This window comes from Streptomyces sp. NEAU-174, assembly GCF_052665095.1.
This window is the reverse complement of the sequence record NZ_JBQTCE010000007.1, coordinates 197,228-223,498: the sequence shown is the minus strand read 5'-3', so window position 1 is coordinate 223,498 and position 26,271 is coordinate 197,228. Positions and strand designations below refer to the sequence as shown.

Annotated in this window: 23 protein-coding genes, 2 pseudogenes and 1 riboswitch; of the genes and pseudogenes, 17 read left to right on the top strand and 8 right to left on the bottom strand. The window is 71.4% G+C overall.

The window, feature by feature from the left end; all coding sequences use genetic code 11:
* Positions 1-121 precede the first annotated feature (121 nt).
* A complete protein-coding gene (locus tag ACT2CW_RS21690) occupies positions 122-1,297 on the top strand; it encodes an alpha-hydroxy acid oxidase (RefSeq protein ID WP_445517885.1) in 1,176 nt (391 codons plus the stop codon).
* Positions 1,298-1,369: 72 nt separating this feature from the next.
* Here the strand turns inward: ACT2CW_RS21690 and ACT2CW_RS21685 are convergent, their stop codons facing one another.
* Positions 1,370-2,806 (bottom strand): aldehyde dehydrogenase (NADP(+)), encoded by a 1,437-nt coding sequence (locus ACT2CW_RS21685; protein ID WP_445517884.1) that lies wholly within the window; start codon positions 2,804-2,806, stop codon positions 1,370-1,372.
* 178 nt (positions 2,807-2,984) lie between these two features.
* Between ACT2CW_RS21685 and ACT2CW_RS21680 the strand changes: the two genes are divergently transcribed.
* Both ACT2CW_RS21680 and ACT2CW_RS21675 read left to right on the top strand, forming a co-directional pair.
* Positions 2,985-4,091 carry a zinc-binding dehydrogenase gene (locus ACT2CW_RS21680; RefSeq protein ID WP_445517883.1) on the top strand — a complete coding sequence of 369 codons (1,107 nt, stop codon included), beginning with the start codon at positions 2,985-2,987 and terminating at the stop codon, positions 4,089-4,091.
* Positions 4,092-4,134: 43 nt separating this feature from the next.
* A complete protein-coding gene (locus ACT2CW_RS21675) occupies positions 4,135-4,923 on the top strand; it encodes a 2-keto-4-pentenoate hydratase (RefSeq protein ID WP_445517882.1) in 789 nt (262 codons plus the stop codon).
* A gap of 74 nt (positions 4,924-4,997) precedes the next feature.
* Here ACT2CW_RS21675 and ACT2CW_RS21670 read toward each other — a convergent pair whose 3' ends face one another.
* On the bottom strand, positions 4,998-5,768 hold the full coding sequence (locus tag ACT2CW_RS21670) for an NADPH-dependent F420 reductase (RefSeq protein ID WP_445517881.1): 771 nt from the start codon (positions 5,766-5,768) through the stop codon (positions 4,998-5,000).
* 166 nt (positions 5,769-5,934) lie between these two features.
* Between ACT2CW_RS21670 and ACT2CW_RS21665 the strand changes: the two genes are divergently transcribed.
* The 5 genes from ACT2CW_RS21665 to ACT2CW_RS21645 all read left to right on the top strand — a co-directional run bounded on the left by ACT2CW_RS21665 (position 5,935) and on the right by ACT2CW_RS21645 (position 11,372).
* A complete protein-coding gene (locus tag ACT2CW_RS21665; protein WP_445517880.1) occupies positions 5,935-6,579 on the top strand; it encodes a TetR/AcrR family transcriptional regulator in 645 nt (214 codons plus the stop codon).
* A gap of 66 nt (positions 6,580-6,645) precedes the next feature.
* Entirely contained in the window at positions 6,646-7,419 is a 774-nt protein-coding gene (locus ACT2CW_RS21660) for an IclR family transcriptional regulator (protein ID WP_164423976.1), read from the top strand.
* 140 nt (positions 7,420-7,559) lie between these two features.
* On the top strand, positions 7,560-8,354 hold the full coding sequence (locus ACT2CW_RS21655) for an FHA domain-containing protein (protein WP_164423978.1): 795 nt from the start codon (positions 7,560-7,562) through the stop codon (positions 8,352-8,354).
* 96 nt (positions 8,355-8,450) lie between these two features.
* Complete coding sequence (locus ACT2CW_RS21650; RefSeq protein WP_445517879.1) at positions 8,451-9,233, top strand: polysaccharide lyase family 7 protein; 783 nt, start codon at positions 8,451-8,453, stop codon at positions 9,231-9,233.
* Positions 9,234-9,494: 261 nt separating this feature from the next.
* A complete protein-coding gene (locus ACT2CW_RS21645) occupies positions 9,495-11,372 on the top strand; it encodes a serine/threonine-protein kinase (RefSeq protein ID WP_445517878.1) in 1,878 nt (625 codons plus the stop codon).
* Positions 11,373-11,495: 123 nt separating this feature from the next.
* On the opposite strand, the pseudogene ACT2CW_RS21640 reads toward ACT2CW_RS21645, so the two are convergent.
* Both ACT2CW_RS21640 and ACT2CW_RS21635 read right to left on the bottom strand, forming a co-directional pair.
* A pseudogene (locus tag ACT2CW_RS21640) lies at positions 11,496-11,831 on the bottom strand (DUF1996 domain-containing protein); the annotation flags it as partial.
* A gap of 211 nt (positions 11,832-12,042) precedes the next feature.
* A complete protein-coding gene (locus ACT2CW_RS21635; protein WP_325114564.1) occupies positions 12,043-12,582 on the bottom strand; it encodes a DUF2165 domain-containing protein in 540 nt (179 codons plus the stop codon).
* Positions 12,583-12,771: 189 nt separating this feature from the next.
* Here ACT2CW_RS21635 and ACT2CW_RS21630 point away from each other — a divergent pair, with 189 nt between their 5' ends.
* The 7 genes and pseudogenes from ACT2CW_RS21630 (at position 12,772) to ACT2CW_RS21600 (ending at position 19,180) form a co-directional block, all read left to right on the top strand.
* Positions 12,772-13,245, top strand: a complete 474-nt coding sequence (locus ACT2CW_RS21630) for a carboxymuconolactone decarboxylase family protein (RefSeq protein WP_445517877.1) — start codon at positions 12,772-12,774, stop codon at positions 13,243-13,245.
* A gap of 26 nt (positions 13,246-13,271) precedes the next feature.
* Entirely contained in the window at positions 13,272-14,195 is a 924-nt protein-coding gene (locus ACT2CW_RS21625) for an RNA polymerase sigma-70 factor (RefSeq protein ID WP_445517876.1), read from the top strand.
* Between the two features lie 28 nt (positions 14,196-14,223).
* A riboswitch (cobalamin riboswitch) is annotated at positions 14,224-14,437 on the top strand.
* Between the two features lie 55 nt (positions 14,438-14,492).
* Entirely contained in the window at positions 14,493-15,539 is a 1,047-nt protein-coding gene (locus tag ACT2CW_RS21620) for an ABC transporter substrate-binding protein (RefSeq protein ID WP_445518121.1), read from the top strand.
* An 11-nt stretch (positions 15,540-15,550) separates the two neighbouring features.
* Positions 15,551-16,564: a FecCD family ABC transporter permease gene (locus ACT2CW_RS21615; protein ID WP_445518120.1), complete on the top strand. Its 1,014-nt coding sequence runs from the start codon at positions 15,551-15,553 to the stop codon at positions 16,562-16,564.
* Positions 16,561-17,443, top strand: a pseudogene (locus ACT2CW_RS21610) (ABC transporter ATP-binding protein). The gene ACT2CW_RS21615 and the pseudogene ACT2CW_RS21610 overlap by 4 nt, the downstream one beginning before the upstream one ends.
* The gene (locus tag ACT2CW_RS21605) at positions 17,440-17,664 is read left to right on the top strand and encodes a hypothetical protein (protein WP_445517875.1); all 225 of its coding nucleotides are present in this window, start codon (positions 17,440-17,442) and stop codon (positions 17,662-17,664) included. Before ACT2CW_RS21610 ends, ACT2CW_RS21605 begins: the two are co-directional and overlap by 4 nt.
* A 349-nt stretch (positions 17,665-18,013) precedes the next feature.
* Positions 18,014-19,180 carry an epoxide hydrolase family protein gene (locus ACT2CW_RS21600; RefSeq protein WP_445517874.1) on the top strand — a complete coding sequence of 389 codons (1,167 nt, stop codon included), beginning with the start codon at positions 18,014-18,016 and terminating at the stop codon, positions 19,178-19,180.
* Positions 19,181-19,198: 18 nt separating this feature from the next.
* On the opposite strand, the gene ACT2CW_RS21595 is transcribed toward ACT2CW_RS21600, so the two are convergent.
* The 4 genes from ACT2CW_RS21595 to ACT2CW_RS21580 are packed head-to-tail and all read right to left on the bottom strand — an operon-like array spanning position 19,199 to position 24,684.
* Positions 19,199-21,580 (bottom strand): bifunctional salicylyl-CoA 5-hydroxylase/oxidoreductase, encoded by a 2,382-nt coding sequence (locus tag ACT2CW_RS21595; RefSeq protein ID WP_445517873.1) that lies wholly within the window; start codon positions 21,578-21,580, stop codon positions 19,199-19,201.
* An 11-nt stretch (positions 21,581-21,591) separates the two neighbouring features.
* Positions 21,592-23,259 carry an AMP-binding protein gene (locus ACT2CW_RS21590; protein ID WP_445517872.1) on the bottom strand — a complete coding sequence of 556 codons (1,668 nt, stop codon included), beginning with the start codon at positions 23,257-23,259 and terminating at the stop codon, positions 21,592-21,594.
* A gap of 40 nt (positions 23,260-23,299) precedes the next feature.
* Positions 23,300-24,202, bottom strand: coding sequence for an acyl-CoA thioesterase (locus tag ACT2CW_RS21585; protein WP_445517871.1), 903 nt, complete (start codon positions 24,200-24,202; stop codon positions 23,300-23,302).
* Complete coding sequence (locus tag ACT2CW_RS21580; RefSeq protein ID WP_164422958.1) at positions 24,199-24,684, bottom strand: cupin domain-containing protein; 486 nt, start codon at positions 24,682-24,684, stop codon at positions 24,199-24,201. Before ACT2CW_RS21580 ends, ACT2CW_RS21585 begins: the two co-directional genes overlap by 4 nt.
* Before the next feature lie 124 nt (positions 24,685-24,808).
* Between ACT2CW_RS21580 and ACT2CW_RS21575 the strand changes: the two genes are divergently transcribed.
* Both ACT2CW_RS21575 and ACT2CW_RS21570 read left to right on the top strand, forming a co-directional pair.
* Positions 24,809-25,228 carry a RidA family protein gene (locus ACT2CW_RS21575; protein WP_445517870.1) on the top strand — a complete coding sequence of 140 codons (420 nt, stop codon included), beginning with the start codon at positions 24,809-24,811 and terminating at the stop codon, positions 25,226-25,228.
* Positions 25,229-25,306: 78 nt separating this feature from the next.
* The gene (locus ACT2CW_RS21570) at positions 25,307-26,158 is read left to right on the top strand and encodes a PaaX family transcriptional regulator (protein ID WP_445517869.1); all 852 of its coding nucleotides are present in this window, start codon (positions 25,307-25,309) and stop codon (positions 26,156-26,158) included.
* Positions 26,159-26,271: the final 113 nt, after the last annotated feature.

Here is a 26,271-nt window from a genome sequence, read left to right as displayed (position 1 = left end):
CCGTACATCGAGAGGCAAGACCGTGACCGTCTCCCAGCCCCCAGTGCCGTCCGCCGCCCCGAAGCGGCCTCGCGTGGCGCGGCAGCGACCCCGGTGGTCCGAGCTCCGCGAGGTTCTGCACGTGCGCCGGCCGACCCTCAACCCGGTCGAGCGGCGGCTCGGGGCCGCGCTGAGCATCCGCGATCTCCGTAAGGTGGCGGTGCGTACGACACCGCGCGCGGTGTTCGACTACGTGGACGGCGCGGCCGACGCGGAGCTGACCGCGCGGCGGAACAGGGCGGCCTTCGCGGCGGTCGAGCTCGTGCCGGAGTATCTGTCGCCGGTCGACCATCCGGACCTGTCCACGAAGGTGTTCGACCGGGAGATCGCGATGCCGCTGATCTTCGCGCCGACCGGCTACACCCGGATGATGCACCACGAGGGCGAGGCCGCGGTCGCGCGCGTGGCCGCCCGCCACGGCCTGCCGTACACGCTGTCCACCGTGGGCACCTCGACCGTCGAGGACGTCGCCGCGGCGGCTCCCGGCGGCGAGCACTGGTTCCAGCTCTATCTGACCCGCGACGAGCGCCTCAACGCGGAACTCCTCGACCGCGCGCTCGCGGCCGGATTCACCACCGTGGTCCTCACCGTGGACACACCCGTGGCGGGCCGCCACCCCAAGGACATGCGCAACGGCCTCACCATCCCGCCGTCGCTCACCCTGCGCACGCTGTTCGGCATGGCCCGCTACCCGTCCTGGGTGCTCAACAAGCTGACCACGGCCCCGATCGCGTTCGCGTCGCTGCGCAGCATGACCGGCGAGACGGATGTGATCGACGCCGTAAAGGTGGCCGACGTGGTCTTCGAACCGAGGCTGAACTACGACCATCTGGCGTGGCTGCGCGCCAACTGGCCGCACCGGCTGCTGGTCAAGGGGGTCCTCAGCCCGCGCGACGCGCGCCGCGCCGTCGAGACGGGCGCGGACGGAGTGGTCGTGTCCAACCACGGCGGACGGCAGCTCGACCGCACCCCGGCCACCCTCACGGTGCTGCCCGAAATACGCGAGGAGCTCGGCCCCGACGCCACGGTGATCCTCGACAGCGGCGTCACCCATGGCCAGGACATCCTCGCGGCGCGGGCGCTCGGGGCGGACGCGGTCATGATCGGCCGTGCGTATCTGTACGGCCTGATGGCCGGTGGTGAGCGGGGTGTGGAGCGCGCCGTCACGATCCTGCGCGAGGAGTACTCGCGCAGTCTGCAACTGCTGGGGCTGAAGGCGAGCGACGCCATCGCGCGGCATCACGTGCGGATGCCGTGAGCGGCCGTACGCCGTGAGAGTCCCGGGAACGGGAGAGGGCCCGCCGGGCGAGGCGGGCCCTCCGCGCCGGTGTCAGGAGACCCGCTGGGGAATGCTCAGCGGGTTCGTGTCGCGCAGTGCGGGCGGCAGCAGGTGCTGCGGCACGCCCTGATACGCGACCGGCCGCAGGAACCGGTGGATGGCCTCGGTCCCCACCGAGGTCGTGGCCGGTGCCGTGGTGGCCGGGTAGGGGCCGCCGTGCTGCTGGGCGTAGGTGACCGACACACCCGTGGGCCACTGGTTCCACAGCACACGCCCGGCCTTGGCGGCCAGCAGCCTGATCAGCTCCGCGGCGACGGTGTCGTCGTCCTCGCCCTGGATGGACGCGGTGAGCTGGCCGTCGAAGGCCTTGGCCACCTCGAGCAGCTCGCTCTCGTCCGTGTACTCGACCACCAGCGCGGTCGGCCCGAACACCTCCCGGATCAGCGCCTCCGGGTCGCGGAGCAGTTCGGCCGAGGTCGTGCACAGCACCGTCGGCGACGGATCGGCGCCGTCGTGGTCGCCACTCACCAGGACGCGCACCCCGGCCGTGTCGCGCAACGTCCGCAGCGTACTCGCGTAGGAGGTCCGGATGCGCTCGTTGAGCAACGTCAGCGGCGTGTCCGGGACCGCGCCGGGCAACTCGTCCACCAGCTTGGCCGAGGCCGGGACCAGCAGGATGCCGGGCTTGGTGCAGAACTGCCCGGCGCCGAGGGTGAACGACCCGACGAACTCCGAGACGATCGCGGCGCCCCGCCGCTCGGCGGCGGCCTCCGTCACGAACACCGGGTTGACGCTGCCGAGTTCACCGAAGAACGGGATGGGCTCCGGACGGCCGCTCGCGAGGTCGAAGAGCGCACGGCCCGCCTCGGTCGATCCGGTGAACGCGCCCGCCTTCACCCGCGGATCCACGATCGCGGCCCGGCCCGCCTCCGTACCGAAGACCACGTCGAAGAGCCCCTCGGGCGCGCCGGCGGACCGTAGCGCCTGGTGCACCACCTCCGCCGTGGCGGCCGAGAGCCTGGGGTGGCCGGAGTGGGCCTTGACCACGACCGGGCAGCCCGCCGCGAGCGCCGAGGCGGTGTCCCCGCCCGCCACGCTGAACGCGAACGGGAAGTTGCTCGCGGAGAAGACGAGGACCGGGCCGAGCGGTTCGAGCACCCGGCGCAGATCGGGCCGCGGGCCCATCGGCCACGCGGGGTCGGCGCGGTCGATCGTCGCCCCGAGGTATTCGCCCCGCGTCACCGTCTCGGCGAAGAGCCGCAGCTGGAACACCGTACGGACCATCTCGTTGCGCAGCCGGGTCTCCCCGAGGGACGTCTCCTCGTCCGCGATGGCCACGAGCTTCGGCGCGGCCTCCTCGAGCGCGGACGCGATGGCCTCGAGAAACGGGGCGCGGCCGGCCGGCCGGAGGCGGCTCCACCGCTCGAACGCGCCCGCGGCGGCATCGAGTTTCCGCGCCAGCACCTGCGCGTTTGTCGGATCGGTCATCAGACGTGCTCCCTCAAGATGTCTTAAATATGAGACGTAATCTCATTCTCAAGACACAGTCGCATGCGCCGACGCCTCCGTCAACGCGCTTGACGGCCGCCGAGACGGGCTCACATACTCAACCAGTAAGACAACGTCTGAAGTTTCGTACGCGGCGGACAGAGTGAGGCGTGGCTCCATGAAGGCAGCAGTACTGCACCGGCCCGGTGTGCCGTTGACCGTCGAGGACGTCGAACTCGACGCCCCCGGACCGGGCGAGGTCACCCTCCGTGTGCTCGCCGCCGGGGTGTGCCACAGCGATCTGCACTACATGAACGGCGACCTCGACGTCCGCCTGCCCGCGGTGCTCGGGCACGAGGGGACGGGCGTCGTGGAGCGGGTGGGGGAGGGGGTGACCCGGGTCCGCCCCGGCGACACCGTCATCACGTTGTGGCGCCCGCGGTGCGGCGACTGCGAGTTCTGCACCACCGGCCGCCCCGCCCTGTGCTCGCTCGGCCGGGTGCAGGCGGCCTCCGGCGGTCTGCTCGACGGGACGTCACGGCTGAATCTGAACGGCGAGAAGCTGCACCACCTCATGGGGGTCTCCTGCTTCGCCGAGCAGTGCGTCGTCTCCGAGCGGTCCGTCCTCGCGATCGATCCGGACGTTCCGCCGGAGATCGCGGCGATCACCGGATGTGCCGTGGTGACCGGGGCCGGCGCGGCGCTGAACGTCATGAAGGACGCCACCGGGGAGGGCGTCGTGGTCATCGGCGCCGGTGGCGTCGGGCTGAGCGCGGTGATGGGGCTGCGCCTCGTCGGCGCCGATCCGATCGTCGCCGTCGACACGGTGGACGCCAAGCTGGAGAAGGCACTCGAGCTGGGCGCCACCCATGCGGTCAACGTCCGTACGCACAGCCTCGTCGAAGAGCTCAGCAGGATCTCGCCACGTCCGATGGCCTGGTCGCTGGACGCGGTCGGCGCGCCCCAGACCCTGGCCCAGGCGGTCGAGGTCGTGGGCACCGGCGGGACCGCCGTCGCCGTCGGCCTCGGCAAGGTGGGCGCCACCGCGGCCGTGCCCGTCAACCCCCTGGTGCAGCAGGAGAAGCGGCTGATCGGCAGCCTGTACGGCTCGGCCAACACACCGGTCGACATCCCCAAGCTGGTCGAGCTCTTCAAGACCGGCCGACTGCCGCTCGACAAGCTGCTCGGTGAACGGTACGAGCTGTCGGCGGTCAACGAAGCGTACGCGGCGCTGGCGCAGGGGGCCACCGGCCGTGCGGTGATCGTTCCCGGTCCTAAGCTGTGACCGCGGATCGGCTCATGAACGGACCTGGTGGCAGGGGAGATCGATGAACAGGGAACTGGTGGCGGAACTGGGCCGACGGCTGTGGCGCGCGGGCGACGGAGCCACCGCGGCCGACTCGGCCGCGGTGGACTCGGCCGTGGCCGATCGGCTCGATGGCCTCGAGATGGCCTATGCCGTCCAGAGCGCCACCCATGACCTGGCGGTCGCGGCCGGTGAGCGCGCGATCGGCTACAAGGTCGGCCTCACGGCACAGCCCGCGCGGGAGACCTTCGGCGCCGATGAGCCCGCCGCCGGTTATCTGCTCGCGAGCAGGCTGCTCGAGGACGGCGAGCCCCTCGCCACGGCCGGGCTGTTCGCCCCGCTGGCGGAAGTGGAGGTCGCGTTCACCCTCGGCGAGGCGCTGCCCGGTCCGCGGGTGACCGCGCGGGACGTCCGCGCCGCCACCGCCGCCGTGGCCCCGGCCTTCGAGATCGTCGACAGCCGGTGGCGTGGCGGTGCGCGCACGCTCCCCATGCTCGTGGCCGACAACACCAACGCCGCTCGCGCGATGGTGGGGTCCTCGGTCGCGCCCGCGTCCGTGGAGCTGTCGAAGATCGCCGCCACGCTGACGATCGGCTCCCGTACGGTGCCGGGGAGCGCGGCCGCCGTCATGGGCGACCCCGCCGAGGCGGTGGCATGGCTCGCCCGGCATCTGCTGCGCGGTGGCAGGCGACTGGAAGCCGGGGACATCGTCCTGAGCGGCACCCTGTGCGCCCCGACCGCGATCAGCGCGGGCGATCGAGTGGTGGCCGACCTCGGTGAGCTGGGCCGGATCGCCCTCGACGTCAACTGACCACCACGGGCCGGGGCCAGGGCGTATGTGGCCCCGGCCCCTAGGCGCGCGGGGGCCCTATCTGCGCGGGGGCGTCAGCGCAGCACGCGGTCCGCGGTGCGGACGCGGGGCGTCTCGGCCAGCAGGGCGCGCAGCCGGTCCGCGGACAGTGGGGCGCCCGGGTCCGCGGGGAGCCGGGTCCGGAACCCGCCGCCGGACCTGATCTCCTCGACCATCTTGGCCTTGGCGGCGTTCAGCGCGTCGATGTCGGTGAAGTAGGGCGTCACATAGGCGGCGGTGTCCGGCTCGAAGCGCCAGCTCTCGGCCAGGGGGCCCGCGTCGACGGTGTCGAAGCCCAGCCGGTCGATCAGAGCCGCGGCACTCGCCCTCGCCTCCGGGTCGTCACCGGCGATCGGCAGGGCGCTGCGGTCGGCGGCCCCCGTGGGGCGGGCGAGCGCCGGGATGTGGCCGTCGTTGATGTTGTTGAACGCCTTCACGAGCTTCGCGCCGACCAGGTGCCGTTGAACGAGCTCGCTCGTGGTGATCTTGCCCGAGTCGAGCTCCTCGAACTCCCCGTCGCGGAACGGGTAGTAGTTGATCGTGTCGAGCACGACCTTGCCCGCCAGCGCGGCGGCCGGGAGCTTGCGGTAGGCGATCAGCGGGATGCTCACCACCACCCAGTCGCCCGCCCGGGCCGCCTCCTCGGGCGTCGCGGCCCGGGCCCGCTCCCCGAGCTCGGCGACCGTGTCGGCCAGGGTCTCGGGCCCGCGGGAATTGGACAGGACGACGTCGATGCCCGCCGCGATCGCGAGCCGGGCCAGTTTCGTACCGATGTTGCCGCTGCCGATGAAGCCGAGCGTTGCCATGAAAGAGGTCTCCTCGTCTGACGGACCCGTGGTCCGCGGGCGCTTGCGTCCCAGCCCGCACCGCCGAACCGGAGCGGGTGCTCCTGTTGAAGGTAACACAACCGGAGCACGTGCTCCGCAGTATCCGGAGCGAGTGCTCCGTAAAGCCGCCTGTACGCTGAATGCCGTGACCAGCGCCGACCAGTCCACGCCCCCGCAGCCCCCCGCCAGGCGCGCTCGCCGCGCGGACGCCGAGCGCAACCGCGCCGCGATCATCGAGGCGGCCGGTGTGGTCTTCGCCGAGCAGGGCTGCGCCGTCGACGTCCGCGAGATCGCCCGGCGCAGCGGCGTCGGCATGGGCACGCTCTACCGCCACTTCCCGACCAAGGACGACCTGCTCGCCACCGTCATGGAGCGGGAATTCACCTCCTGGCTCACCGCCGCCCATGAGGCCGCGGCCGCGACCGAGGACCCCTGGGAGGCCCTGACCGGCTTCTTCGAGCAGGCCCTCGCCAACCAGGCGCACAACCGCGCCCTCGTCGAGACCTACACCGCCACCGGCGCCCCCGCGCGCGAGTGCGCCCGGCACCGCGACGCCTTCATCGACGAACTGCGCATCCGCTGTGTGGACGCCGGACTTCTGCGCGACGGCGTCACCACCGCCGACCTCGTGCTGCTCAGCACCTCCCTGAGTCAGGCCGTCCAGGCCGCCGACGACAGTCGGCCCGGCCAGTGGCGCCGCCTCCTGCGCATCTCCCTCGACGGTCTCAGCAGCCGCAACACCGAACCGCTGCCCGAGTCGGCTCACCCCCACGCGGACGCCGCCACATAGGCGTCTGATATTTTGGACACCGTCCGCGGAAACGTGTTCCGCTGAAACGTGTGCTGGGAGGCCATCGTGGCGCGTCTCACCGCTCCGGCCCTTCGCCGGGGGCTGGACATCCTGGAACTGCTCATCGACCAGGACGAGGGGCTACGGGTTCCGGAGATCACCCAACACCTCGGCCTGCCCCGTGCCACCACGCACGAACTCGTCAACACACTGGCCGACCGCGGCTATGTGACGATCTCCAAGGAGACCGGACGCGTCGCGATAGGGCTCAGCGCCCTGCGTCTGGGCGCCGGCTACGAGCGCGGGCTCGACCTCGCCACCGTGGGCCGGGAGTGCGCCGGCGAGGTGGCGCGGGCATGCGGCGAAACGGTCCAGGTCGTCGTGCGCGACGGCGGATTCGCGGTGTTCATCGTGCGGATCGACAGCAAGTACTCGGTCCGGCTGGTGTCCCAGGTGGGAAGCCGCCTGCCCGCCTCCTGCACCGCGGGCGGAAAGGCCCTGCTGAGCGCCCTCTCGGCCCGGGAGCTCGATGAGCTGTTCCCCGACGACACCTCGCTGAAGCAGATGACCTCCCGCAGCATCTCCACCCGCGAGCGGCTGCTGTCCGAAATCGAGACGGCCCGCGAGCGAGGCTGGACCGAGGAATACTGCGAGTCCAACGACCACGCGGCCTGCGTCGCCGCCCCCGTGTACGACCGTCTCGGCAACTGCGTGGCGGCCATGAGCATCTCGGTGCCCACCCCGCGCTGGGGCGACACGGAGAAGGAACACTACGTCGAGCTGGTCCTGGGCGGCGCGAAGGCCATGGCGCGACGACTGGGGGCGAGCGTGCCGTCGTAGGCCGGTGAGCCCCCGCGTGACGGGGCATCCTCCTGTCGACGGGCCCGCCCCGGGACGGGTCCCGGAGGAGGGCGCGGACCCTGGTGGGTGTGCGTGTCCGCGCGCGTGCCGAGAATTCGTCCGAACCGAGGAGACCGCCGATGCCCCTCTCCGCCAGCCTCGCGCGCGGAGTCGCGCCCAGCACGCCCGGCATGCTGCACGCCCGCACGGTGACCGGCGACCTCAGCGCTCCGCCCCGGCCGGGGCTGACGGTCCGCTTCGGGCGGGGCGAGAAGCCGGATGTGGATCTGGGCGTCGGCGTGGACGACCTCCGGGTGAGCCGGCGCCACGGCGAGCTGACGTACCGCCAGGGGCAGTGGTGGCTGCGGAACACCGGGCGGCAGCTCGTCCGGCTGCCGCGCGGCACGATGATGCACCTCAGCACCGAGCCGATCCCGCTCGACACCGGGTACACCCCGCTGTTCGTCAAGGGCTCCGGCTACCGTGAGCACCTGGTCGAGCTCTATGTGGCGGGCCACGACGACCAGGGGCCGGTGTCGCGGCGGCGCGCCGAGACGCTCCGGCCGGAGATCTGGCCGCTCGACGACGACGAACGGCTGCTGCTCGTCGTCCTCGGCCAGCGGTATCTGCTGTACGAGGAGGATCCGCGCCCCCTGACGTACGCCACGGCGGCCAAGCAGCTCGGCTACCTCCGCCCGGACGCGGGCTGGAACGAGCGAAAGATCGAGTACCGGGTCGAGGCCGTACGCCGCCGACTGCACGGCACCGGCTTCAGATACCCGGTGCTGCACGACAAGTCGCAGGGCCGCCCGGCCGACAACGGGCTGCTGCACAACCTGCTCAAGGGGCTGGTGGAGTCCACGACGCTGGTACCGCCCGATCTGGACCTCATCGAGGACGACGCCCTCTGGCCCGATTCCGCGCCGGAGGCGTAGCCCGAGCCGCTCCGCGGCGACCGCCCGTTTCCGGGACCCGTCCCGGAAGCGGTGGCGAATGATTCCTGTCGCCAAGCGAACAGGAAGGAACACCCCATGAGGTGCATGCGTATCGTCGTCCTCGCCGGCATCACCGTGGCCGCCACGACGGCCGCCCTCGCGCTCCCGGCGCAGGCCGGCACTCCCGCCCGCCACCACACCCCGGCCGCCCAGTGCGAGTACCCCGCCGACGTCCTCGACCTGACTAACTGGAAGCTGACCCTGCCCACCGGCGAGGACGAGGACCCGACCGACATCACCCAGCCCGATCTCGCCACCTTCTCCGCCAAGCCCTGGTTCCAGGTCACCGGGGACTGCGACGCGGTCCGGTTCCGGTCCGCCGTCAACGGCGTGACGACGGGCGGCTCCAACTACCCGCGCGCCGAGCTGCGGGAGATGACGGACGACGGAGAGGAGGAGGCCAGCTGGTCGACCACCGAGGGCACCCACACCCTCGTGGTCAAGGAGGCGTTCACCGCGCTCCCCAAGGAGAAGCCGCACCTGGTCGGCGCCCAGGTCCACGGCGGGGACGACGACGTCACGGTCTTCCGCCTCGAAGGCAGCAAGCTCTACATCACCGACGGCGACGACGCCCACCACCACCTCGTCACCGACGACTATGAGCTGGGCACCGAGTTCGAGGCCAAGTTCGTGGCGCGGAACGGGAAGATCACCGCCTATTACAACGGGCGGCGTGAGACCACGATCTCCTCGGACGGCGACACCAACTACTTCAAGGCGGGGGCGTACACGCAGGCCAACTGCGGCAACTCCGACCCCTGCGACGACGACAACTACGGTGAGGTCCACATATCCGGCCTCAAGGTCACCCACTCCTGAGGCATGTGACCGTGGCGCCTGCCCCCGTCGCATGTGCTTCCGCAACACCGCAACCTCCACAAAGGTGAAGATTTCTGGAGTGGTGGGTGAATTCCCCTCTCAACCGGCCAGGTCCCACGCGCCTCCGGCGTGCGCCGAGCCCCACACCGCGCTCACGCGCGCCGCAGACGGTGCGTGTCTTTCCGCGTACGCAGTAAGTTCGATCCACGTGCGCTAGCGGCGGACAGCGGCGGTTCCGGTCTCGTAGGGGGGAGTGTCGTCGTGCGGCGGGGGGAGAAGGTCGGCAAGTACCGGCTCACCAAGGGGCCCGTCGAGGGAGGCAGAGGCGCGGTCTGGTTCGCCGTCGACACGGAGCTGGGCCGGTCCGTCGTCCTCAAGCGGGCCCTGCTCGAGGACAACAGCCAGGCCGACTTCGACGAGTTGCTGGCCGAAGCCCGCGCTCTGGCGAAGTTCAGCCATCCGAACGTGGTCACCCTCTACGACGCCGTCCGCGCGGGCAAGGGCAGGAACGCCACGTTCTGGCTGGTGATGGAGCATGTGACCGGCGGCAGCCTGGACGTCCCGGTGAAGCTGGCCCCCGAGCTCGCTGCGCACATCGGGGCGCAGATCGCGGCCGCGCTGGCGGCCCTGCACGACAAGGGCATCGTGCACTGCGACGTCAAGCCCGGCAATATCGTGATCACCCCCGACAGGGTCGCCAAGCTGACCGACTTCGGCGCCGCGTACCGGGTGGACGGCAGTGAGACGATCACGCCCAACGGGCCGGTCAGCCTCACCCCGTTCTTCGCCGCCCCCGAGGCGTTCCGGGGAGCGCCCGAGCGTGCGTCCGACGTGTTCTCGCTCGGCGCCACCCTGTACTGGCTGGTGACGGGGACCCCGCCGATGCGCGGCGCCGGGCGGGCGGTCCGGATGGAGGCCCTCAGCCCCCAGGTCGGACCGCTCGGATCCATCCTCACCGCGATGCTCCAGCGCGACCCCGGGGCCCGGCCCACGGCCGCCCAGGCGCTCACCGCCCTCACGGACATCGCGGGCCCCCCGGACCGGTTCCCGACCCTCCCGATGGCCCCGGCGACCACGCCCTACACGGACGTCCTGACGCGCGGCGAGGCCCCGACGGCGACGGGAGGGCTGCCGCTCCGCACGGCGACGCTGGTCCGGCGCCGCCCCTTGCTCCTGGCCGGCGCCGCCGCCGTCACGGCACTGGCCATCGCCGTTCCCTTCACCGTGATGAGCCTGGGGGGCGATGACGGGGACAAGGCCGCCCCGGCACCGGGCGGAACGGCGACCGCCGCGGGCTTCATGGGCGACCCCCGCACGGCAGATCCCTGCGCCTTGCTGAAGACCACCGTGTTCGATCGGTACGAAGTGGCCGAACTGAAGCGTGATCAGGGCAACTTCAACCGCTGCGACGTCAACCTGAAGGAGCGCGACGAGGAGGTCGTGGACGTCAGGGTAGAACTCGACGCCGATTCGCTACCCGAGGCCGTGACCAGGAAGACCAAGGGCAGGGTCACCGTCGTGGAGCGCGCCGCCGAGGGCGACGAGTGCGTGCGGGCCCTGGCGGTGAACGGCGCTCGCGGCAACAGCCTTCGGGTCACCGCGGTCGCGAGACAGCCTGCGGAGGTCAAACAGCCGCTGTGCGACACCGCCGATGTCGCCACGCGATTCGCGGTCAACGTGCTCAACCGCGGTGAGATTCCCCGGCGTTCCCCGGACCTTCCGTCCAATTCGCTGGCACACCAGGACGCGTGCACGCTTCTGGACGCCAAGACGCTGGAGAAGGTGCCCGGTATCGACGCCCAGGAGCCGGACGTCGGATTCGGCCGCTGGGACTGCCAGTGGAAGTCCACCACCAGCGAGTACGAGGTGGACTTGCGCTTCGACCAGGGCGACCTGCCGAGCGACAAGAACGCTCGGTCGACCAGGCTCAGCGATCACCAGGCCATTGTCATGCCGGAGTACGAGGGCCCGGGGAGCTGCCGCGTCGAGGTGGTCCACCGTGACTACACCGGGCTGGACCGGGTGAAGGGCACCGAGCGGGTGGCCCTCGTCCTCAAGGGGGCGGGCCGCAAGGGCCGTCCCTGCGATCTGGCCACCGACCTCGCCGGATCGGCCGCCGCCGCTCTGCCACCCGCCTGACCGCCGAAGGGGCGGGGGAAGCGGGCGCGCCGGGTGTGCGCTGTCCGCTCCACGCTCGCGGCCAGCTTCTTGGTGGCCGGATCGGCGCCGGCCGAGCGCTCGGAGTGGGCGATCTTCGCCGCCTGGTCGAGGTGTTCGCGCATGGGCCGGGCACTGGCCACCGACCGGGTACGCCATGTGGCTCTTGTGGTCGGGGGAGTCCAGGTCCTTCCCGTTCCAGCACTGGGGGAAGTCGAGGTAGGACTCCAGCATCGAGTCGGACGGGCAGTTCACGAAGTCCTTGGAGGGGTTGACCTCCCCGTGGTGCAGGCACGACCAGCGGGCGATGGACGTGGGGTCGCCGACCCCGGTGGCCTTGGCGTTGCCCGCCACGATCCGCAGCCCCTGGGGGAGCGGCTTGATGGTCGCGATCACATCGTCGCGCACGCCCTCACCGAGGTAGTAGAAGGTGGTGCCGGTGCGTTGGCGCTCCGCGGGCTCGACGCGACCTTGTCGGTGGCGCGCAGATCGGCCCGCGCACTGGCCGATCCGGTGGACAGCGTGGACAGGACGAGGCCGACGGCGGCGAGGACGACACCCGGACCTCGCCACCGGCCGAGGACGCGCCGCAACGGCGAGTCCGCTGCCGCCTTCGAGCCGGTGGAGTCCCGATCAGTCCGTGGAGTCCCGATCAGTCCGTGGCGCCGGGCTCGGTCCGCTCGGCCGCGAGCAGGTGAATGAGCAGCAGTACGATCCCGGAGATCAGGAAGACGCGCGTGGCAGCTTCCAGGCCGTTCCACGTCTTGGACTGCCACATGGCGAACCACTCACCGCCGATGGCGATGAACCCGGCGCCGAACAGCAGCATGAGCATCAACAGCCCCACGGTGCTGGCCTGACGGGCGCGGTGGACGCTGCCTCCGCGCAGTCCCGCGCCCCACATGGCCGTCGCGGCGATGAGGACGAGGGCGGCGACGCTCTCCCAGACGATGATGGCCACGTAGGCGGTGTCCTGGAGCGCGGTGGACTTGATGGCCCGCCACATCAGGTCGTCGTCCTTGAACGTGGTGTCCATCGCCAGGACATGGCGGACGAATTGCTGATTGGTGTCGAAGTCGGTGATGTTGCCGAAGGCGACAAGCGCGATGTACAGCGCGATCGTCCCGGTGAGCAGCCCCGAGACGGCGGAGTAGGTGCGAGGGGAACGTATTCTGCCGGTTCGCTCGCTCACGATGACTCTGTCTCCCCGTTGTATTCCGTTGATCGGTCATTCCGTTGATCGGACCGAGCCGTAGCGTACAACTGTTTGGCTCAGCGGGCCCGGTGGTGGGGAGACGCAGGTCACATGCGTCCATGTCACAGGGGGCGGGGCCATCTCGTCTCAGGGGTGTAGCCACTGACAACCACGGAGGAGCACACCATGGACGCGCGACTGAACTACTCCGCCAGCCCGACCGCGGGCAAGGTCCTCAAGCCCATCATGGCGGCGGGCAAGGCGGTCAAGGACTCGCCGCTGCCGCCCGCCACGCAGGAGCTGGTGGCGCTGCGCGTGAGCCAGATCAACGGCTGCGCCGTCTGCCTCGACATGCACACCAAGGAGGCGGCCGCGGCCGGTGAGACCGCGGTGCGGCTGCACCTGGTGGCGGCATGGCGGGAGGCCACGGTCTTCACCGACGCCGAGCGCGCCGCGCTGGAGCTGGCGGAAGCGGGGACCCGGATCGCGGACGCGGCCGGTGGCGTCAGCGACGAGATATGGGCGAACGCCGCCAAGCACTACGACGAGGAGCAGCTCACCGCCCTGGTGATCCTGGTCTCGTTCATGAACATGGCGAACCGGCTGAACGCCATCACCCAGCAGCCGGCGGGCGATTACCAGGTCGGGCAGTTCCACTGACCGGTATCGGCAACGGAGGAGTCGGCGTGAGCGAGGTCGAGGAGTTCGAGGAGCTGCGGCCGCTGCTGTTCTCGATCGCCTACCGGATCCTGGGCAGTGTGAGCGAGGCCGAGGACGCGGTGCAGGAAACGTGGCTGCGCTTCGACGGCTCGGCCACCCGGCCCACGTCGACAAAAGCGTATCTGTCGGCCACGGTGACACGCGTCTCGATCGATGTGCTGCGCTCCGCGCGGGTGCGACGGGAGGAGTACGTGGGCCCGTGGTTCCCCGAGCCGCTGCTCAGCGATCCGTATCAGGATCCGGCCCGGGCGGTGGAGCTGGCCGACTCGGTGTCGATGGCGGCGCTGCTGCTCCTGGAGCGGCTCAGCCCGCTGGAGCGGGCGGTGTTCGTGCTGCGGGAGGTGTTCGCCTTCGGGTTCGACGAGATCGCCACGGCGGTGGAGCGGTCGGAGGCGGCGTGCCGGCAGCTGCTGGTACGGGCGCGGCGCCATATGCGGGACGGACGGCCGCGGTTCGCGGCGGACGGGCGGGAGCGGCAGGAGCTGGCCACGCGGTTCTTCGACGCGCTGAAGGACGGTGATGTGGGCGGGCTGCGGAAGCTGCTGGCCGCCGATGTGCGGCTGGTCGGGGACGGCGGCGGCAAGGCCCCGCAGCTGGCCAGGGCCGTCATGGGCGCGGAGAACGTGGCGCGGCTGCTGGGCGGTGTCTTCCCCTGGCTGCTGCGGATCGATGTGTCGTTGGAGCCGCGCGAGGTCAACGGCCAGCCCGGCGCGATCCTCCGCGACCGGGACGGCAAGGTGCTCCACACCCTGGTCCTCGATGTGCTCGACGGGCAGATCCAGACCATTCGCACGGTGGTCAACCCCGACAAGCTCGGCCACCTCGGGCCGGTCGGGGACGCCTGGGCCGTGGACCGCGAGGTGAAGCGGGCACGTCGGCAGCCGAACTGACCGTGGGGCGTGGGCGTTCGGCGCTCTTGGTAGGCTCGTCGGAGCCAGTCGTGCCATATCCGAGGCCAGGGAATCCGGTGTGAATCCGGAGCTGACGCGCAGCGGTGAGGGGGACGGGCGGGGCAGGCGACACCACTGGGAGGAGTCCGTGACGGCCGCGGGGCCGTCGCGAACGAGCACCGGGAAGGGGCCCCGTCCGGACGAGCCCGAGTCCGAAGACCTGCTGGCACCTCCGCGCCCGGTGCGCGGAGGACGACCCAAAGGCCAGGCTCCGCGTACGAGCCCCGACCACCGAGGCTGCCCGTGCTCCGCTCCGCCCGCCGTACCGCGGCGTCCCTGCTCGCCCCCGCCCTGCTGCTCACCGCGTGCGGTGGCTCCGGCCATGACGGCGCGGACGCCGGGAGGCCCGCCGGTTCGGGCTATCCGCGCACGATCGACAACTGCGGCCACAAGGTCACGTTGAAATCCGCCCCGAAGCGGGCCCTGTCGCTCAACCAGGGCAGTACGGAGATCCTGCTCTCGCTCGGGCTCGCCGACCGCATGGCGGCCACCGCCACCTGGACCGACCCGGTGATGAAGGGCCTGGAGAAGGCCAACGCCACGGTGGAGCGCCTGGCGGACAACGCGCCGTCCTTCGAGAAGTCCCTGGACGCCGAACCCGACATCGTCACCGCCTCGTTCGTCTCCACCCTCGGCAGGGGCGGTGTGGCCACCCGCGAGCAGTTCGAGAAGCTGGGCGTGCCCACGTATGTCTCGCCGTCCGACTGCGCGGCGGGCAGGGACACCGACAGCGGTGGCGACGGCTCCCGCGGCAAGCCACTCACCCTCGGTGTCGTCTACGGCGAGATACGCGATCTGGCCCACGCGTTCGGTGTCGAGGAGCGCGGAGAGAGGCTCGTCGCGCGGCTGAAGGAGCGCGCTCACCAGGCCACGGCGGGACTGGACGCCTCCGGTGTCTCCCTCATGTACTGGTTCGCCAACTCCCAGTCGCCCTACCTCGCCGGCTGCTGTGGCGCGCCGGGTGCCATCACCCGGGCCGTCGGGGCGGAGAACGCCTTCTCCGACACCCACGACGAGTGGCCGCAGATCAACTGGGAGACCGTGGCCGACCGCGACCCGGACGTCATCGTCCTCGGCGATCTCACGCGCAGGCAGCAGACCGCGGAGACCGCCGAGGCCAAGATGCGTTTCCTCGAGACCAACGCCGCCACCCGCAACCTCACCGCGGTGAAGAGGAAGCGGTACATCCTGCTGAGCGGGCAGGCCATGAACCCGTCCATCCGTACGGTCGAAGGGGTGGAACAGGTCGCCGCCGGGCTGCGCGACCTCGGGCTCGCCAAGTGAGCGCCGGCCACCTGAGCACGCGCATCCTGCCGCTGCTCGCCGGAGGGCTGGCCGCGCTGCTCGCGTCGGTCGCCTTCGCCGTGACGATCGGCCCGGCCGACATCTCCACGGCCGACGTATGGGCGGCGGTCACCGCCCATCTCGGCCTGGGGGAGAGCACCTTGCCGCCGCTCCGGGACGGCATCGTGTGGAACCTGCGCATGCCGCGCACGTTGCTGGCCGCGGGGTGCGGGGCGGGTCTGGCCCTCTGCGGGGCCGTGATGCAGTCCCTGCTGCGCAATCCGCTGGCCGATCCCTTCGTGCTCGGGGTGTCCTCTGGCGCCTCCACGGGCGCCGTCACCGTGGTCGTGCTCGGCGTGGGCGGCGGGGCCGTGTCCCTGTCGGCGGGCGCGTTCACCGGTGCGCTGGTGTCGTTCGGCCTGGTCCTGGTGCTCAGCCACAGCCTCGGCGGCAGCACCGACCGCGTGGTGCTGTCCGGAGTGGCCGCCATGCAGCTGTTCTCCGCGCTGACCTCGTTCATCGTCCTCACCTCGGCGGACGCCGACACCACCCGGGCCGTGCTGTTCTGGCTCCTCGGCTCGCTCACCGGCGCCGGATGGGGCGATGTGCTGCTGTGCACCGCCGTCCTGGCCGCCGTGCTCGTGGTCTGCCTCGGCCACGCACGCACCCTGGACGCGTTCGCCTTCGGGGAGGAGGCCGCGGCGGCGCTCGGGGTCCGGGTGGCCCGCACCCGTCTCGTCCTGCTGTGCGCGACCGCGCTGCTCACCGCGACCCTGGTCAGCTCCGCCGGGGCCATCGGCTTCGTCGGCCTGGTCCTCCCGCACGCCACCCGCGCCCTCACCGGCTCCGGCCACGCCCGTCTGCTGCCGGTGACCGCGCTGGCCGGGGCCATCTTCCTGGTGTGGGTGGACACCGCCGCCCGTACCGTCATCGACCCCCAGGAGGTCCCGGTGGGCGTGGTGACGTCCCTCATCGGCGTACCGGCCTTCGTCGCCGTGCTCTACCGCGGCCGGAGGAAGACATGACCGACTCCACCGCGGAAACCCCCGGCCCGGGATCCCCCGCCACCGGGGCAGCGGCGTCCGGGCTCCGCGCGGACCGCGTCAGCCGCCGCACCGACGGCCGGCTGATCGTGGACGGCATCACCCTCACCCTGCGGCCCGGCGAGACGGTGGGCCTGCTCGGCCCCAACGGCTCGGGGAAGTCCACCCTGTTGCGGCTGCTCGCCGGGATCCTCGCCCCCTCCGCCGGAGTGGTCACCCTTGGACGGCCGTGCCCTGCCACAGGTCGGCCGCCGCGCCACGGCCCGCCGTATCGCCACCGTGGAACAGCACGCCCACACCCAGACCGAGCTGACCGTCCGCGAGGTGGTGGCCCTCGGCCGTATCCCGCACCGGCGCGCCTGGGCGTCGGCCGACGCGGCGGACACCCGGGCCGTCGACGCGGCCCTGGAGCGCAGCGGACTGACCGGCCGGGCCGGTCAGTCGTGGCACACCCTCTCCGGTGGCGAACGCCAGCGCACCCAGATCGCCCGGGCCCTCGCCCAGGAACCGCGCGAGCTCCTGCTCGACGAGCCGACCAACCACCTCGACATCCAGCACCAGCTCGATCTGCTCGACCTCGTCGTCGGCCTGCCGATCGCCACCGTGATCGCCCTCCACGACCTCAACCTCGCCGCGATGTACTGCGACCGGCTGCTCGTCCTCCGCGAGGGAGGTGTCGTGGCCGAAGGCACGCCCGGAGAGGTGCTGACCCCGTCCTTGATCAAGCGGGTCTACGGCGTCCGGGCCGAGGTCACCCACGAGCCGGGTCACCCGGTCATCCGCTTCCTGCGCCGGACGCACGGCCTCCCGCGGACGCCCCCATCCGTGTGCGGGCCGAGTTTCGTATGCGACGAGCCATGAGCCCGCCATGTGTTGCGGGGCTCGAGTCGCGGCCCGGCGGAGTGGCGTTCATCGCCGGGGACCGGGGCGCCTCCCAGTGGTCCTACACCGGTACGGATGCCGATGGCCGGGTCCACGAGGTGCACGGCTGTGACATGTTCGAGTTCGACGGCGATCGGATCCGGGTGAAGGATGCCTACCGGCGCGTCTACGGAGACATCGGTCATACTGCCGCCGACTAGGGCCGAGGATGTCGAGGGCCTCCCGGCGGGCATCGCCCTGCTCCATCACTTCGCCAACACCGAGGACCGCCGGGGATTCGTCGCGCACGGGCGGCGCCTCACGGGGCACGACGCACTCGCCACGCCCGGCGATCTGGAGCGCTGGCTGCGGGAGCACGACCTGCTCGTGGGCGACGCCCCCGACAACTGTGCGGCAACCGCGCGAAGACGCAGGCGTATCGCCGCCGCCGATCGACCTGAATCGTGCCCCACGACCGGAGTATCGGCGACGGGGCACATCCCCCGTGCCCGCCCTCGGCACCGTCGGCATCCCCGACGGCTGACATGGGCGGCTTGTAGGGTGAGTGGCATGCCGGAAACACCCGAGCCGTTCACCCCGCGGGCCGACCCCGCCGCCCTCGAGGACCTCCGCGCGCGGCTGCGCGCGACGCGCTGGCCGGACGCGCCCGAGGACGCCGGGTGGGCGCTCGGGACCGACCTCGACTACCTCCGTGAGCTCGTCGCCTACTGGGCGGACGGGTTCGACTGGGCGGCGCAGGAGGCGGCGCTCGCCCGGCTGCCCCGGTTCCGGGTCCGGCTCGGCGGCCTCGGCATCCACTTCGCACACGTCAAGGCCGCCGCCCCGGCCGGGCCCGCCCTGCCGCTGGTGCTCAGCCACGGCTGGCCGGACTCGTTCTGGCGCTATACGAAGGTCATCCCGCACCTCACCGACCCCGGTGCGCACGGCGCCGACCCCGCCGACGCGTTCGACGTGGTCGTGCCCGACGTGCCGGGCTTCGGGTACTCCGACCGGCCCACCGGCCCGCCGCTCGACTCCATCGCCGTCGCCGGGCTGTGGGCCGAGCTGATGGACGTCCTCGGCTATCAGCGGTTCGGCGCGGCGGGCGGGGACATCGGCAGCCATGTGAGCCGCTACCTCGCGCTCGACCACCCCGACCGGGTGGTGGCCGTGCACCGCACGGACGGGGGCCTGCCGCGCTACACCGGCGACCCGGCGGACCTCACGCCCGAGGAGCGCGCCTGGTTCGAGAGCGTCGCGGCCTGGAGCGCGGCCGAGGGCGCCTACGCCGCCATGCACAGTACGAAGCCCCAGACCGCCGCCTTCGGGCTCACCGACTCACCGGCCGGGCTCGCCGCGTGGATCGTCGAGAAGCTGCGGGCGTGGAGCGACTGCGACGGTGATATCGAGCGGAGCTACACCAAGGACGAGATCCTCACCAACGTCACGCTCTACTGGCTCACGGGCACGATCGGCTCCTCGATGCGCATGTACCGCGCCAACGCCGCCATCCCGCCCGCGCAGCACGCCCGCCGGGTCGAGGTGCCGTCCGGCTTCTCGCTCTTCCGCGGCGACGTCGTCCGCCCGCCGCGGGCGTGGCTGGAGCGCACCACGAACCTCGTGTGCGTGACAGAGCCCCCGCGCGGCGGACACTTCGCGCCGTTCGAGGAGCCCGAGCTCTACGCGGAGGAGCTGCGCGCCTTCTTCCGCCCCTACCGGGCGGCGGCGACGGGCTGACACCCGGTTCCCACACCTTCAGGGGACGGGAGCCGGAGCACGCGGCGGCGTCCAGCGCAGATGAACGGCCTGGTCGGCGGTGTCGGGCCGGAGCAGTGACAGCCGGGGTCGTATGGCGTCGGTGCGCGCGGCCGGGGGCTTGCGGCTGCCCGCGCCGAACTGCACGGGCCATGTGGCGCCCGGGCCCCGGTACTCCTGTTCGGCCGCGGCGTGCAGGGTCCAGTGCGGGTCGTACAGATGGGTGCGGCCCACGGCGCACAGATCGGCGCGGCCCGCCAGGAGCAGCGAGTTGACGTCGTCGTAGGAGGCGATCGCGCCCACCGCGATGACCGCGGCCCCGGTGGCGGCGGCCACCTCGTGGCGGATCCGGTCGGCGAACGGGGTCTGGTAGGAGCGGCCGAAGGCGGGCCGTTCGTCCTTGGTGACCTGGCCGGAGGAGACGTCGATGGCGTCCGCGCCATGGGCGATGAACGCGCGGGCGATCTCCACCGCGTCGTGCTCGGTGTTGCCGTCCGGCACCCAGTCGGTGGCGGAGATGCGCACGATCATCGGTCGTTCCGCGGGCCATCCCTCCCGTACGGCGTCGAAGACCTCCAGCGGGAAACGCAGCCGGTGCTCCAGCGGGCCGCCGTACGCGTCGGTGCGGCGGTTGGCGATCGGGGAGAGGAAGGAGGACAGCAAGTAGCCGTGCGCGCAGTGCAGTTCGAGCAGATCGAACCCGGCGTCGGCGCCCCGGCGGGCGGCGGCCACGAAGTCCTCGGCGATCCGGTCCATATCGGCGCGGGTGAGCTCGCGCGGCACGGCGGAGCCGGGGCCGTACGGTAGCGGGGACGGGCCGACGACCTCCCAGTTGCCCTCCGGCAGCGGGTCGTCCATGCCCTCCCACATCAGCCGGGTCGAGCCCTTGCGGCCCGAGTGGCCGAGCTGGAGGCCGATACGGGCGGTGCTCCGCTCATGGACGAAGGAGACGATCCGCCGCCAGGAATCGCGCTGCTCGTCGTTCCACAGGCCGGTGCAGCCGGGGGTGATGCGGCCCTCGGGCGAGACGCACACCATCTCGGTCATCACCAGTCCGGCGCCGCCCATGGCCTTGGAGCCGAGGTGGACGAGGTGGAAGTCGCCGGGCACGCCGTCGATGGCGGAGTACATGTCCATCGGGGACACGATCACCCGGTTCCTCAGCTCCAGCTCGCCCAGCCGGTACGGCTGGAACATCGCCGGTGCGGTATTGCCCAGCCCTTGTGCGGTGGCGAAGGCGGCATCCACGCGGTCGGCGAACTCCGGGTCCCGGGTGCGCAGGTTGTCGTAGGTGATGCGGCGGGAGCGGGTCAGCAGGTTGAAGCAGAACTGGGTGGGTTCCTGGTGGACGTACATGCCGATGTTCTCGAACCACTCCAGTGAGGCCTGCGCGGCCCGCTGGGTGGACTCCACGACCGGGCGCCGCTCGGTCTCGTAGGCGGTCAACGCGCCCTCGGTGTCGGGGTGTTCGTGCAGACAGGCGGCGAGGGCGAGCGCGTCCTCCATGGCCAGTTTGGTGCCCGAGCCGATGGAGAAGTGGGCGGTGTGGGCGGCGTCTCCGATGAGCACGAGGTTGCGGTGGTGCCAGCGTTCGTTGCGTACGGTCGTGAAGTTCAGCCATTTGGAGTTGTTGGCGAACACCTGGTGGCCGTCGAGTTCATCGGCGAAGAGCTCGCGGACGCGGGCGACGGCGTGCTCGTCGGAGGCGCCGGGTGGGAGGTCGGCTCCTTCGGTGGTGTCGAAGCCGGCCCGCCGCCAGACGTCCTGGTGCATTTCGACGATGAAGGTGGAGCCGGTGGTGGAGTAGGGGTAGCCGTGCACTTGCATGACGCCCCATTCCGTCTGCTTGACGAAGAACTGGAACGCCTCGAAGACCCGGTCCGTGCCGAGCCACATGTACGTGCTGTGCCGACGGTCCAGGGAGGGGCGGAAGACCTCCGCGTGGGCGGTCCGTACCTGGGAGTTGACTCCGTCGGCCGCCACCACCAGGTCGTACGACGCGCGCAGTTGCCCGGTGTCCGGGGCGGGGGTGGAGAAGCGCAGGGTGACGCCGAGTTCATGGCAGCGTTCCTGGAGCAGGTGGAGCAGTTCCTTGCGGCCCATGGCGGCGAAGCCCTGGCCGCCGACGGTGTGGCTCTCGCCCCGGTAGTGGATGTCGATGTCGGTCCAGCGGGCGAAGCGCCGGGCCATGCCCCGGGCGATGGTGGTGTCGGCGTTCTCGATGCCACCGAGGGTCTCGTCGGAGAAGACGACGCCGAAGCCGAAGGTGTCGTCGGGTGCGTTGCGTTCCCAGACGGTGATGTCGTGGGCGGGGTCGAGCTGTTTCATCAGGGCCGCGAAGTACAGCCCGCCGGGACCGCCGCCGACAATGGCGATTTTCAAGGGTGTTCCTCTCAGTTCTCGGCGACGGCCTCGGCGGCCGGCTCGTCCTCGACGACCGTGCGCAGCAGCTTGAAGCGCTGTAGCTTGCCGCTGGTGTTGCGCGGCAGGGCGTCCCGGAACCGCACCTCGCGCGGGTACTTGTAGGGCGCCAGAACCTGCTTGACGTGGTCCTGGATCTCCTTCGCCTTGGCCGCGCCGCCGGGCACACCGTCCCGCAGCACCACGAAGGCGCACACGATCGAGCCGCGCTCGGCGTCGGGGCGGGCCACCACGGCGGATTCCACGACGTCCGGGTGGGTGTCGATGGCGGCCTCCACCTCGGGGCCGCCGATGTTGTACCCGGAGGAGACGATCATGCTGTCGCTGCGGGCGTGGTAGTGGAAGTAGCCGTCCTCGTCCCGGTGGAAGATGTCACCGGTGATGTTCCAGCCCTCCAGCACGTAGTCCCGCTGGCGTTCGCCGCCCAGATAGCGGCAGCCGACCGGGCCGATGACACCGAGTCTGCCCGGCTCCCCGGGGCCGAGTTCCGCGCCGTCGGGGCCGAGTATGGTGGCGCGGTAGCCGGGGACCGCCTTGCCCGTGGCGCCGGGCCGGATGTCGTCTCCGGCCGCGGAGATGAAGATGTGCAGCAGCTCGGTGGCGCCGATGCCGTCGACGATCCTCAGACCTATGCGTGTCCGCAGCTCCTGCCAGGTGGCGCGGGGTATGTGCTCGCCCGCGGACACGCCGATGCGCAGCCCGGCCAGCCGCCGCTCGGCCCCCTCGCGCAGGATCGCCCGGTAGGCGGTGGGCGCGGTGGCCAGGGCGGTCACGCCGTGCCGCGCCACCAGCTCCGCGAGGTGCGGGGGAGTGGCGGACTCGGTCAGCAGGGCGCAGGCTCCGGCGCGCAGCGGGAAGACGACCAGCATGCCGAGGCCGAAGGTGAAGGCCAGGGGCGCGGTGCAGGCCACCAGGTCGTCGGGGGCAAGGCCCAGGGTGTGGCGGCCGAAGGTGTTGTCGATGGACAGGATGTCCCGGTGGAAATGCATGGTGATCTTGGGCGCGCCGGTGGATCCGGAGGTGGGGCCGAGCAGCGCCACATCGTCGGCGGCGGTGTCCACGCCGGTGAACTCACCGGACTTGGCCGCGGCCCTGGCCACCAGGTCCGCCGGGCCGCTGCCGCCGTACTCCACCACCCTGAGACCGGGCAGCGCGGTGTCCCGGACCGTACGGACGTCATCGGCGAACCGATGGTCCACCAGGGCGATCGACGGCAGGGTGCGCTCGGCCACGGGGACGAGCTCCCGGGTGCGCAGGGCGGCCATCGTGGTCACCACCACACCACCCGCCTTGAGGATGCCGAGCCAGGCGGCCACGGTCCAGGGGTTGTTGGGCGAGCGCAGCAGGACCCGCTGCCCCGGCACCAGACCCAGGTCCTCGGTGAGCACCTGGGCCACCTGATGGGCGCGGACGCGCAGTTCGCCGTACGTCCACACCTCGCCGGTCGGGGTGCGCAGGGCGGGGCGGTCGGGGCCGAACAGCGCGGTGGGGGTGTCGATGAGCTCGGTGGCCGCGTTGAGCCGGTCCGGGTAGCGCAGTTCCGGCGTGGTGAACTCGAGAGTCGGCCACAGATGTGCGGGGGGCAGCTGGTCGCGGGTGAAGGTGTCGAGGTGTGCCGAGGGGGAGAGGGGAAGAGTCACGGAAGTGTCCTTCCGGGAGCCCGCCGGGAAGGGCAGCGGGTCAGGTGGGACGGATCAGGCCCTCCTGGACCACGGTGGCCAGGTGGCGGTGATCGCGCGTGAAGAAGCGCCCCGTGCCCAGGCCCCGACCCGCGTCGGCGGCGACGGCCTCCTGGACGTAGAGCAGCCAGCCGTCCACCGGCCCCGGGCGGTGGAACCACATCGCGTGGTCGAGGCTCGCGGTGACCAGCCCGGGTCTGGCCCAGGGCAGGTCGAGCACCCGCAGCACGGGTTCGAGGATCGTGTAGTCGCACACATACGCCAGGGCGGCCAGGTCCCGCTGGGCGTCGGTCAGCCCGTCGACCGGGCGCAGCGGGTCGAAGGGCCTGAGCCAGACCGCCTGGTGCGGAAGGCGTTCTCCCTCGACGGTGAGATAGACCGGGCCGGGGACGTGCCGCATGTCGAAGCCGCGGCCGCCGGACCAGTACGCCTTGGACTCCTCGGTCATCGAGCCGCCGGCACGCTCGGCGAGGTACTCCGCCGAACTGGGCAGGCCCTCCGGGTCGGGCACGTCCTCGGCGAACTCGGTGTGGAAGTCCGCACCGGCCTCGCCCGCGGCGAATCCGGCCAGGCAGACGTAGAGCGGCTTGCCGTTCTGGTAGCCGCGCACCTGCCGGGTGCTGTAGCCGCGGCCGTCGCGCACCACCTCCACCTCGTAGCGCACCTCGGCGCCGATGTCGGCGGGGCGCAGGAAGTAGCTGTGCATCGAGTGCGGCGACTTGCCGTCGGTCACCGACCGCATGGCCGCCGCCGCGGCCTGGGCCACCAGATCGCCGCCGTACGCCTTGGGCCAGGGGCAGGGCTGGGTGATGGCGGTGAAGGCGAGGTCGAAGTGTTCGGGCTGGGTGGGCTTCAGGGTGACGGCGGCGGTGAAGATCGCCGAGGTGGCGGGCGTGCGGGTCATCGGCGGTCCAGCCAGTCGCGCAGCTCGGTGTCGGCGACATCGGGCAGGTTGACCACGATGTTCTCCGGTGTCCGGGTGGTCATCCAGGTCAGCGGCTTGGTGCGGGAGAGGTTGCACTCCACGTGCGGCAGATACGGCGGTACGAAGACCCAGTCGCCCTCCTCCATGTCCACGTAGTCCCGGAGCTCCTCGCCGAAGTAGATGCGGGCCCGGCCGGACAGGACATAGCCACCGGTCTCGGCCTCGCCGTGGTGATGGGTCACCGAGCGATAGCCCGGTTCGTTGCTGACCTTGCCGAACCACAGGCGGGTGGCCGGGGTGTGCTGGATGCTCACCCCCGAGACCCGGACGGCACCGCCCGAGTCGGCGGTGTTCGCGCTCTCGAGGCCGCCACGTGTCACCACGGGGGCGACGATGCCGCTCGGCAGCCGGTACATCGAATTGTCGCCCTCGAGGCGGTACTTGCTCAGATCGGGCTCCATGGGGTCGGCTCCGTTCAGTCGGGGACCAGGATCCGATGTCTCGTGTTTCTCACGGTCGTCATCTAAAGTCAATACACCTGCCCGGCCGTGGGACAGGACGGAACACAACCGAGCCGGAGGCGCCATGACCCCCGTCCCCGTGAACCCACCCGATCTGCCGAAGCCCAGCGGCTACTCACACGGAACACTCGCCGGAAACACCCTCCACCTGGGAGGACAAACCGCCCTCGACGCCCATATGCGGATCGTTCCGGGCGGCATCGTCGAGCAGTTCCGGCAGGCGTTCGGCAATCTGCTCACCACGCTGCGCGAGGCCGGCGGGCGGCCCGAGGACCTGGTGAGCGTGACGATCTACCTCACCGACATCCCCGACTACCAGGCGCACGGCAAGGAGATCGGCAAGGTCTGGCGCGAGCTCGCCGGGCCGGTCTACCCGGCCATGGCGGGCATCGGCTGCACGGCGCTGTGGCAGCCCGAAGCCATGATCGAGATCCTGGGTGTGGCCGTGATACCGGAGGAACGACTGGTGGTGCCGCGCCCGTAAGCGCGTCCGTAAGAGGGGGCCGCGCCCGGGCGGGAGCGGGTGATCACCATCGCCGCGCCAGACGTTAGGGTGCCGGGAATGACCGCGCAGACGACACCGGCCACCACCGTGGCGGGCGAACGGGAGTCCCGCCACGCCCCGCTCATCCTCACGCTCTACGGCCTCTACGCCCGGGGCGAGCACAACTGGCTCTCGGTCGCCTCGCTGATCGGCCTCATGGCGGACCTCGGCGTGGAGAGCCGGGCCGTGCGGTCCTCGGTCTCCCGGATGAAACGCCGCGAGGTGCTGCGCGGCGAGCGCCGTGAGGGCGTCGCCGGGTACTCGCTCGCCGACTCCACCCTGCACACGCTCGCCGAGGGCGACGTACGCATCTTCCGGCGGGCCAGGGCGTCCCGCGAGGACGGCTGGGTGCTCGTGGTGTTCTCCGTCCCCGAGTCCGAGCGCGAGAAGCGGCACGCCCTGCGGACGGCCCTGACCCGGCTGGGCTTCGGCACCGCCGCGTCAGGCGTCTGGATCGCCCCAGGACACCTGGCGGACGAGGCGCGACGGACCCTGGAACGCCGGGAGCTGTCCTCGTACGTCGACATCTTCACCGGCGACCACGTGGCCTTCGGGGACCCGCGGCAGAAGGTCCGCTCCTGGTGGGACCTCGATGAACTCACCGCCATGTACGCGGACTTCCTGCACCGGTACGGCCCCGTGCTGGACGCGGTGACGCACCGCGAACCGCAGCCGCTGGAGGCGTTCCGGACGTACGTACCGATGCTGACCCAGTGGCGCCGCATGCCCTACCGCGACCCGGGGCTCCCCCTGGAGCTGCTGCCACCGGAGTGGAACGGCGTGGCCGCGGGCGAACTCTTCGACCGGCTCCACACCCTGCTGAGCGCCCCCGCGGCGGCACACGCCGCGGAGATCTTCCACGCGCGCTAGGGCAGAGGAGTCATCGGATCTATCTCTCTCTTCGGTGTGGACACGTCACCCCTGGAGCGCTAGCTTCTGGGAAAAGTTCAGACCTGCATCACATCTCCCCGAGAGGATTGATC

Bases quoted from the DNA above. Each gene is read 5' to 3' on its own strand.
- ACT2CW_RS21655 (WP_164423978.1), top strand. From the start codon at position 7,560: ATGCCCCTCTCCGCCAGCCTCGCGCGCGGAGTCGCGCCCAGCACGCCC.
- ACT2CW_RS21685 (WP_445517884.1), bottom strand. From the start codon at position 2,806: ATGACCGATCCGACAAACGCGCAGGTGCTGGCGCGGAAACTCGATGCC.
- ACT2CW_RS21575 (WP_445517870.1), top strand. From the start codon at position 24,809: ATGACCCCCGTCCCCGTGAACCCACCCGATCTGCCGAAGCCCAGCGGC.
- ACT2CW_RS21680 (WP_445517883.1), top strand. From the start codon at position 2,985: ATGAAGGCAGCAGTACTGCACCGGCCCGGTGTGCCGTTGACCGTCGAG.
- ACT2CW_RS21650 (WP_445517879.1), top strand. From the start codon at position 8,451: ATGAGGTGCATGCGTATCGTCGTCCTCGCCGGCATCACCGTGGCCGCC.
- ACT2CW_RS21600 (WP_445517874.1), top strand. From the start codon at position 18,014: ATGCCGGAAACACCCGAGCCGTTCACCCCGCGGGCCGACCCCGCCGCC.
- ACT2CW_RS21670 (WP_445517881.1), bottom strand. From the start codon at position 5,768: ATGGCAACGCTCGGCTTCATCGGCAGCGGCAACATCGGTACGAAACTG.
- ACT2CW_RS21675 (WP_445517882.1), top strand. From the start codon at position 4,135: ATGAACAGGGAACTGGTGGCGGAACTGGGCCGACGGCTGTGGCGCGCG.
- ACT2CW_RS21580 (WP_164422958.1), bottom strand. From the start codon at position 24,684: ATGGAGCCCGATCTGAGCAAGTACCGCCTCGAGGGCGACAATTCGATG.
- ACT2CW_RS21570 (WP_445517869.1), top strand. From the start codon at position 25,307: ATGACCGCGCAGACGACACCGGCCACCACCGTGGCGGGCGAACGGGAG.
- ACT2CW_RS21585 (WP_445517871.1), bottom strand. From the start codon at position 24,202: ATGACCCGCACGCCCGCCACCTCGGCGATCTTCACCGCCGCCGTCACC.
- ACT2CW_RS21605 (WP_445517875.1), top strand. From the start codon at position 17,440: ATGAGCCCGCCATGTGTTGCGGGGCTCGAGTCGCGGCCCGGCGGAGTG.
- ACT2CW_RS21630 (WP_445517877.1), top strand. From the start codon at position 12,772: ATGGACGCGCGACTGAACTACTCCGCCAGCCCGACCGCGGGCAAGGTC.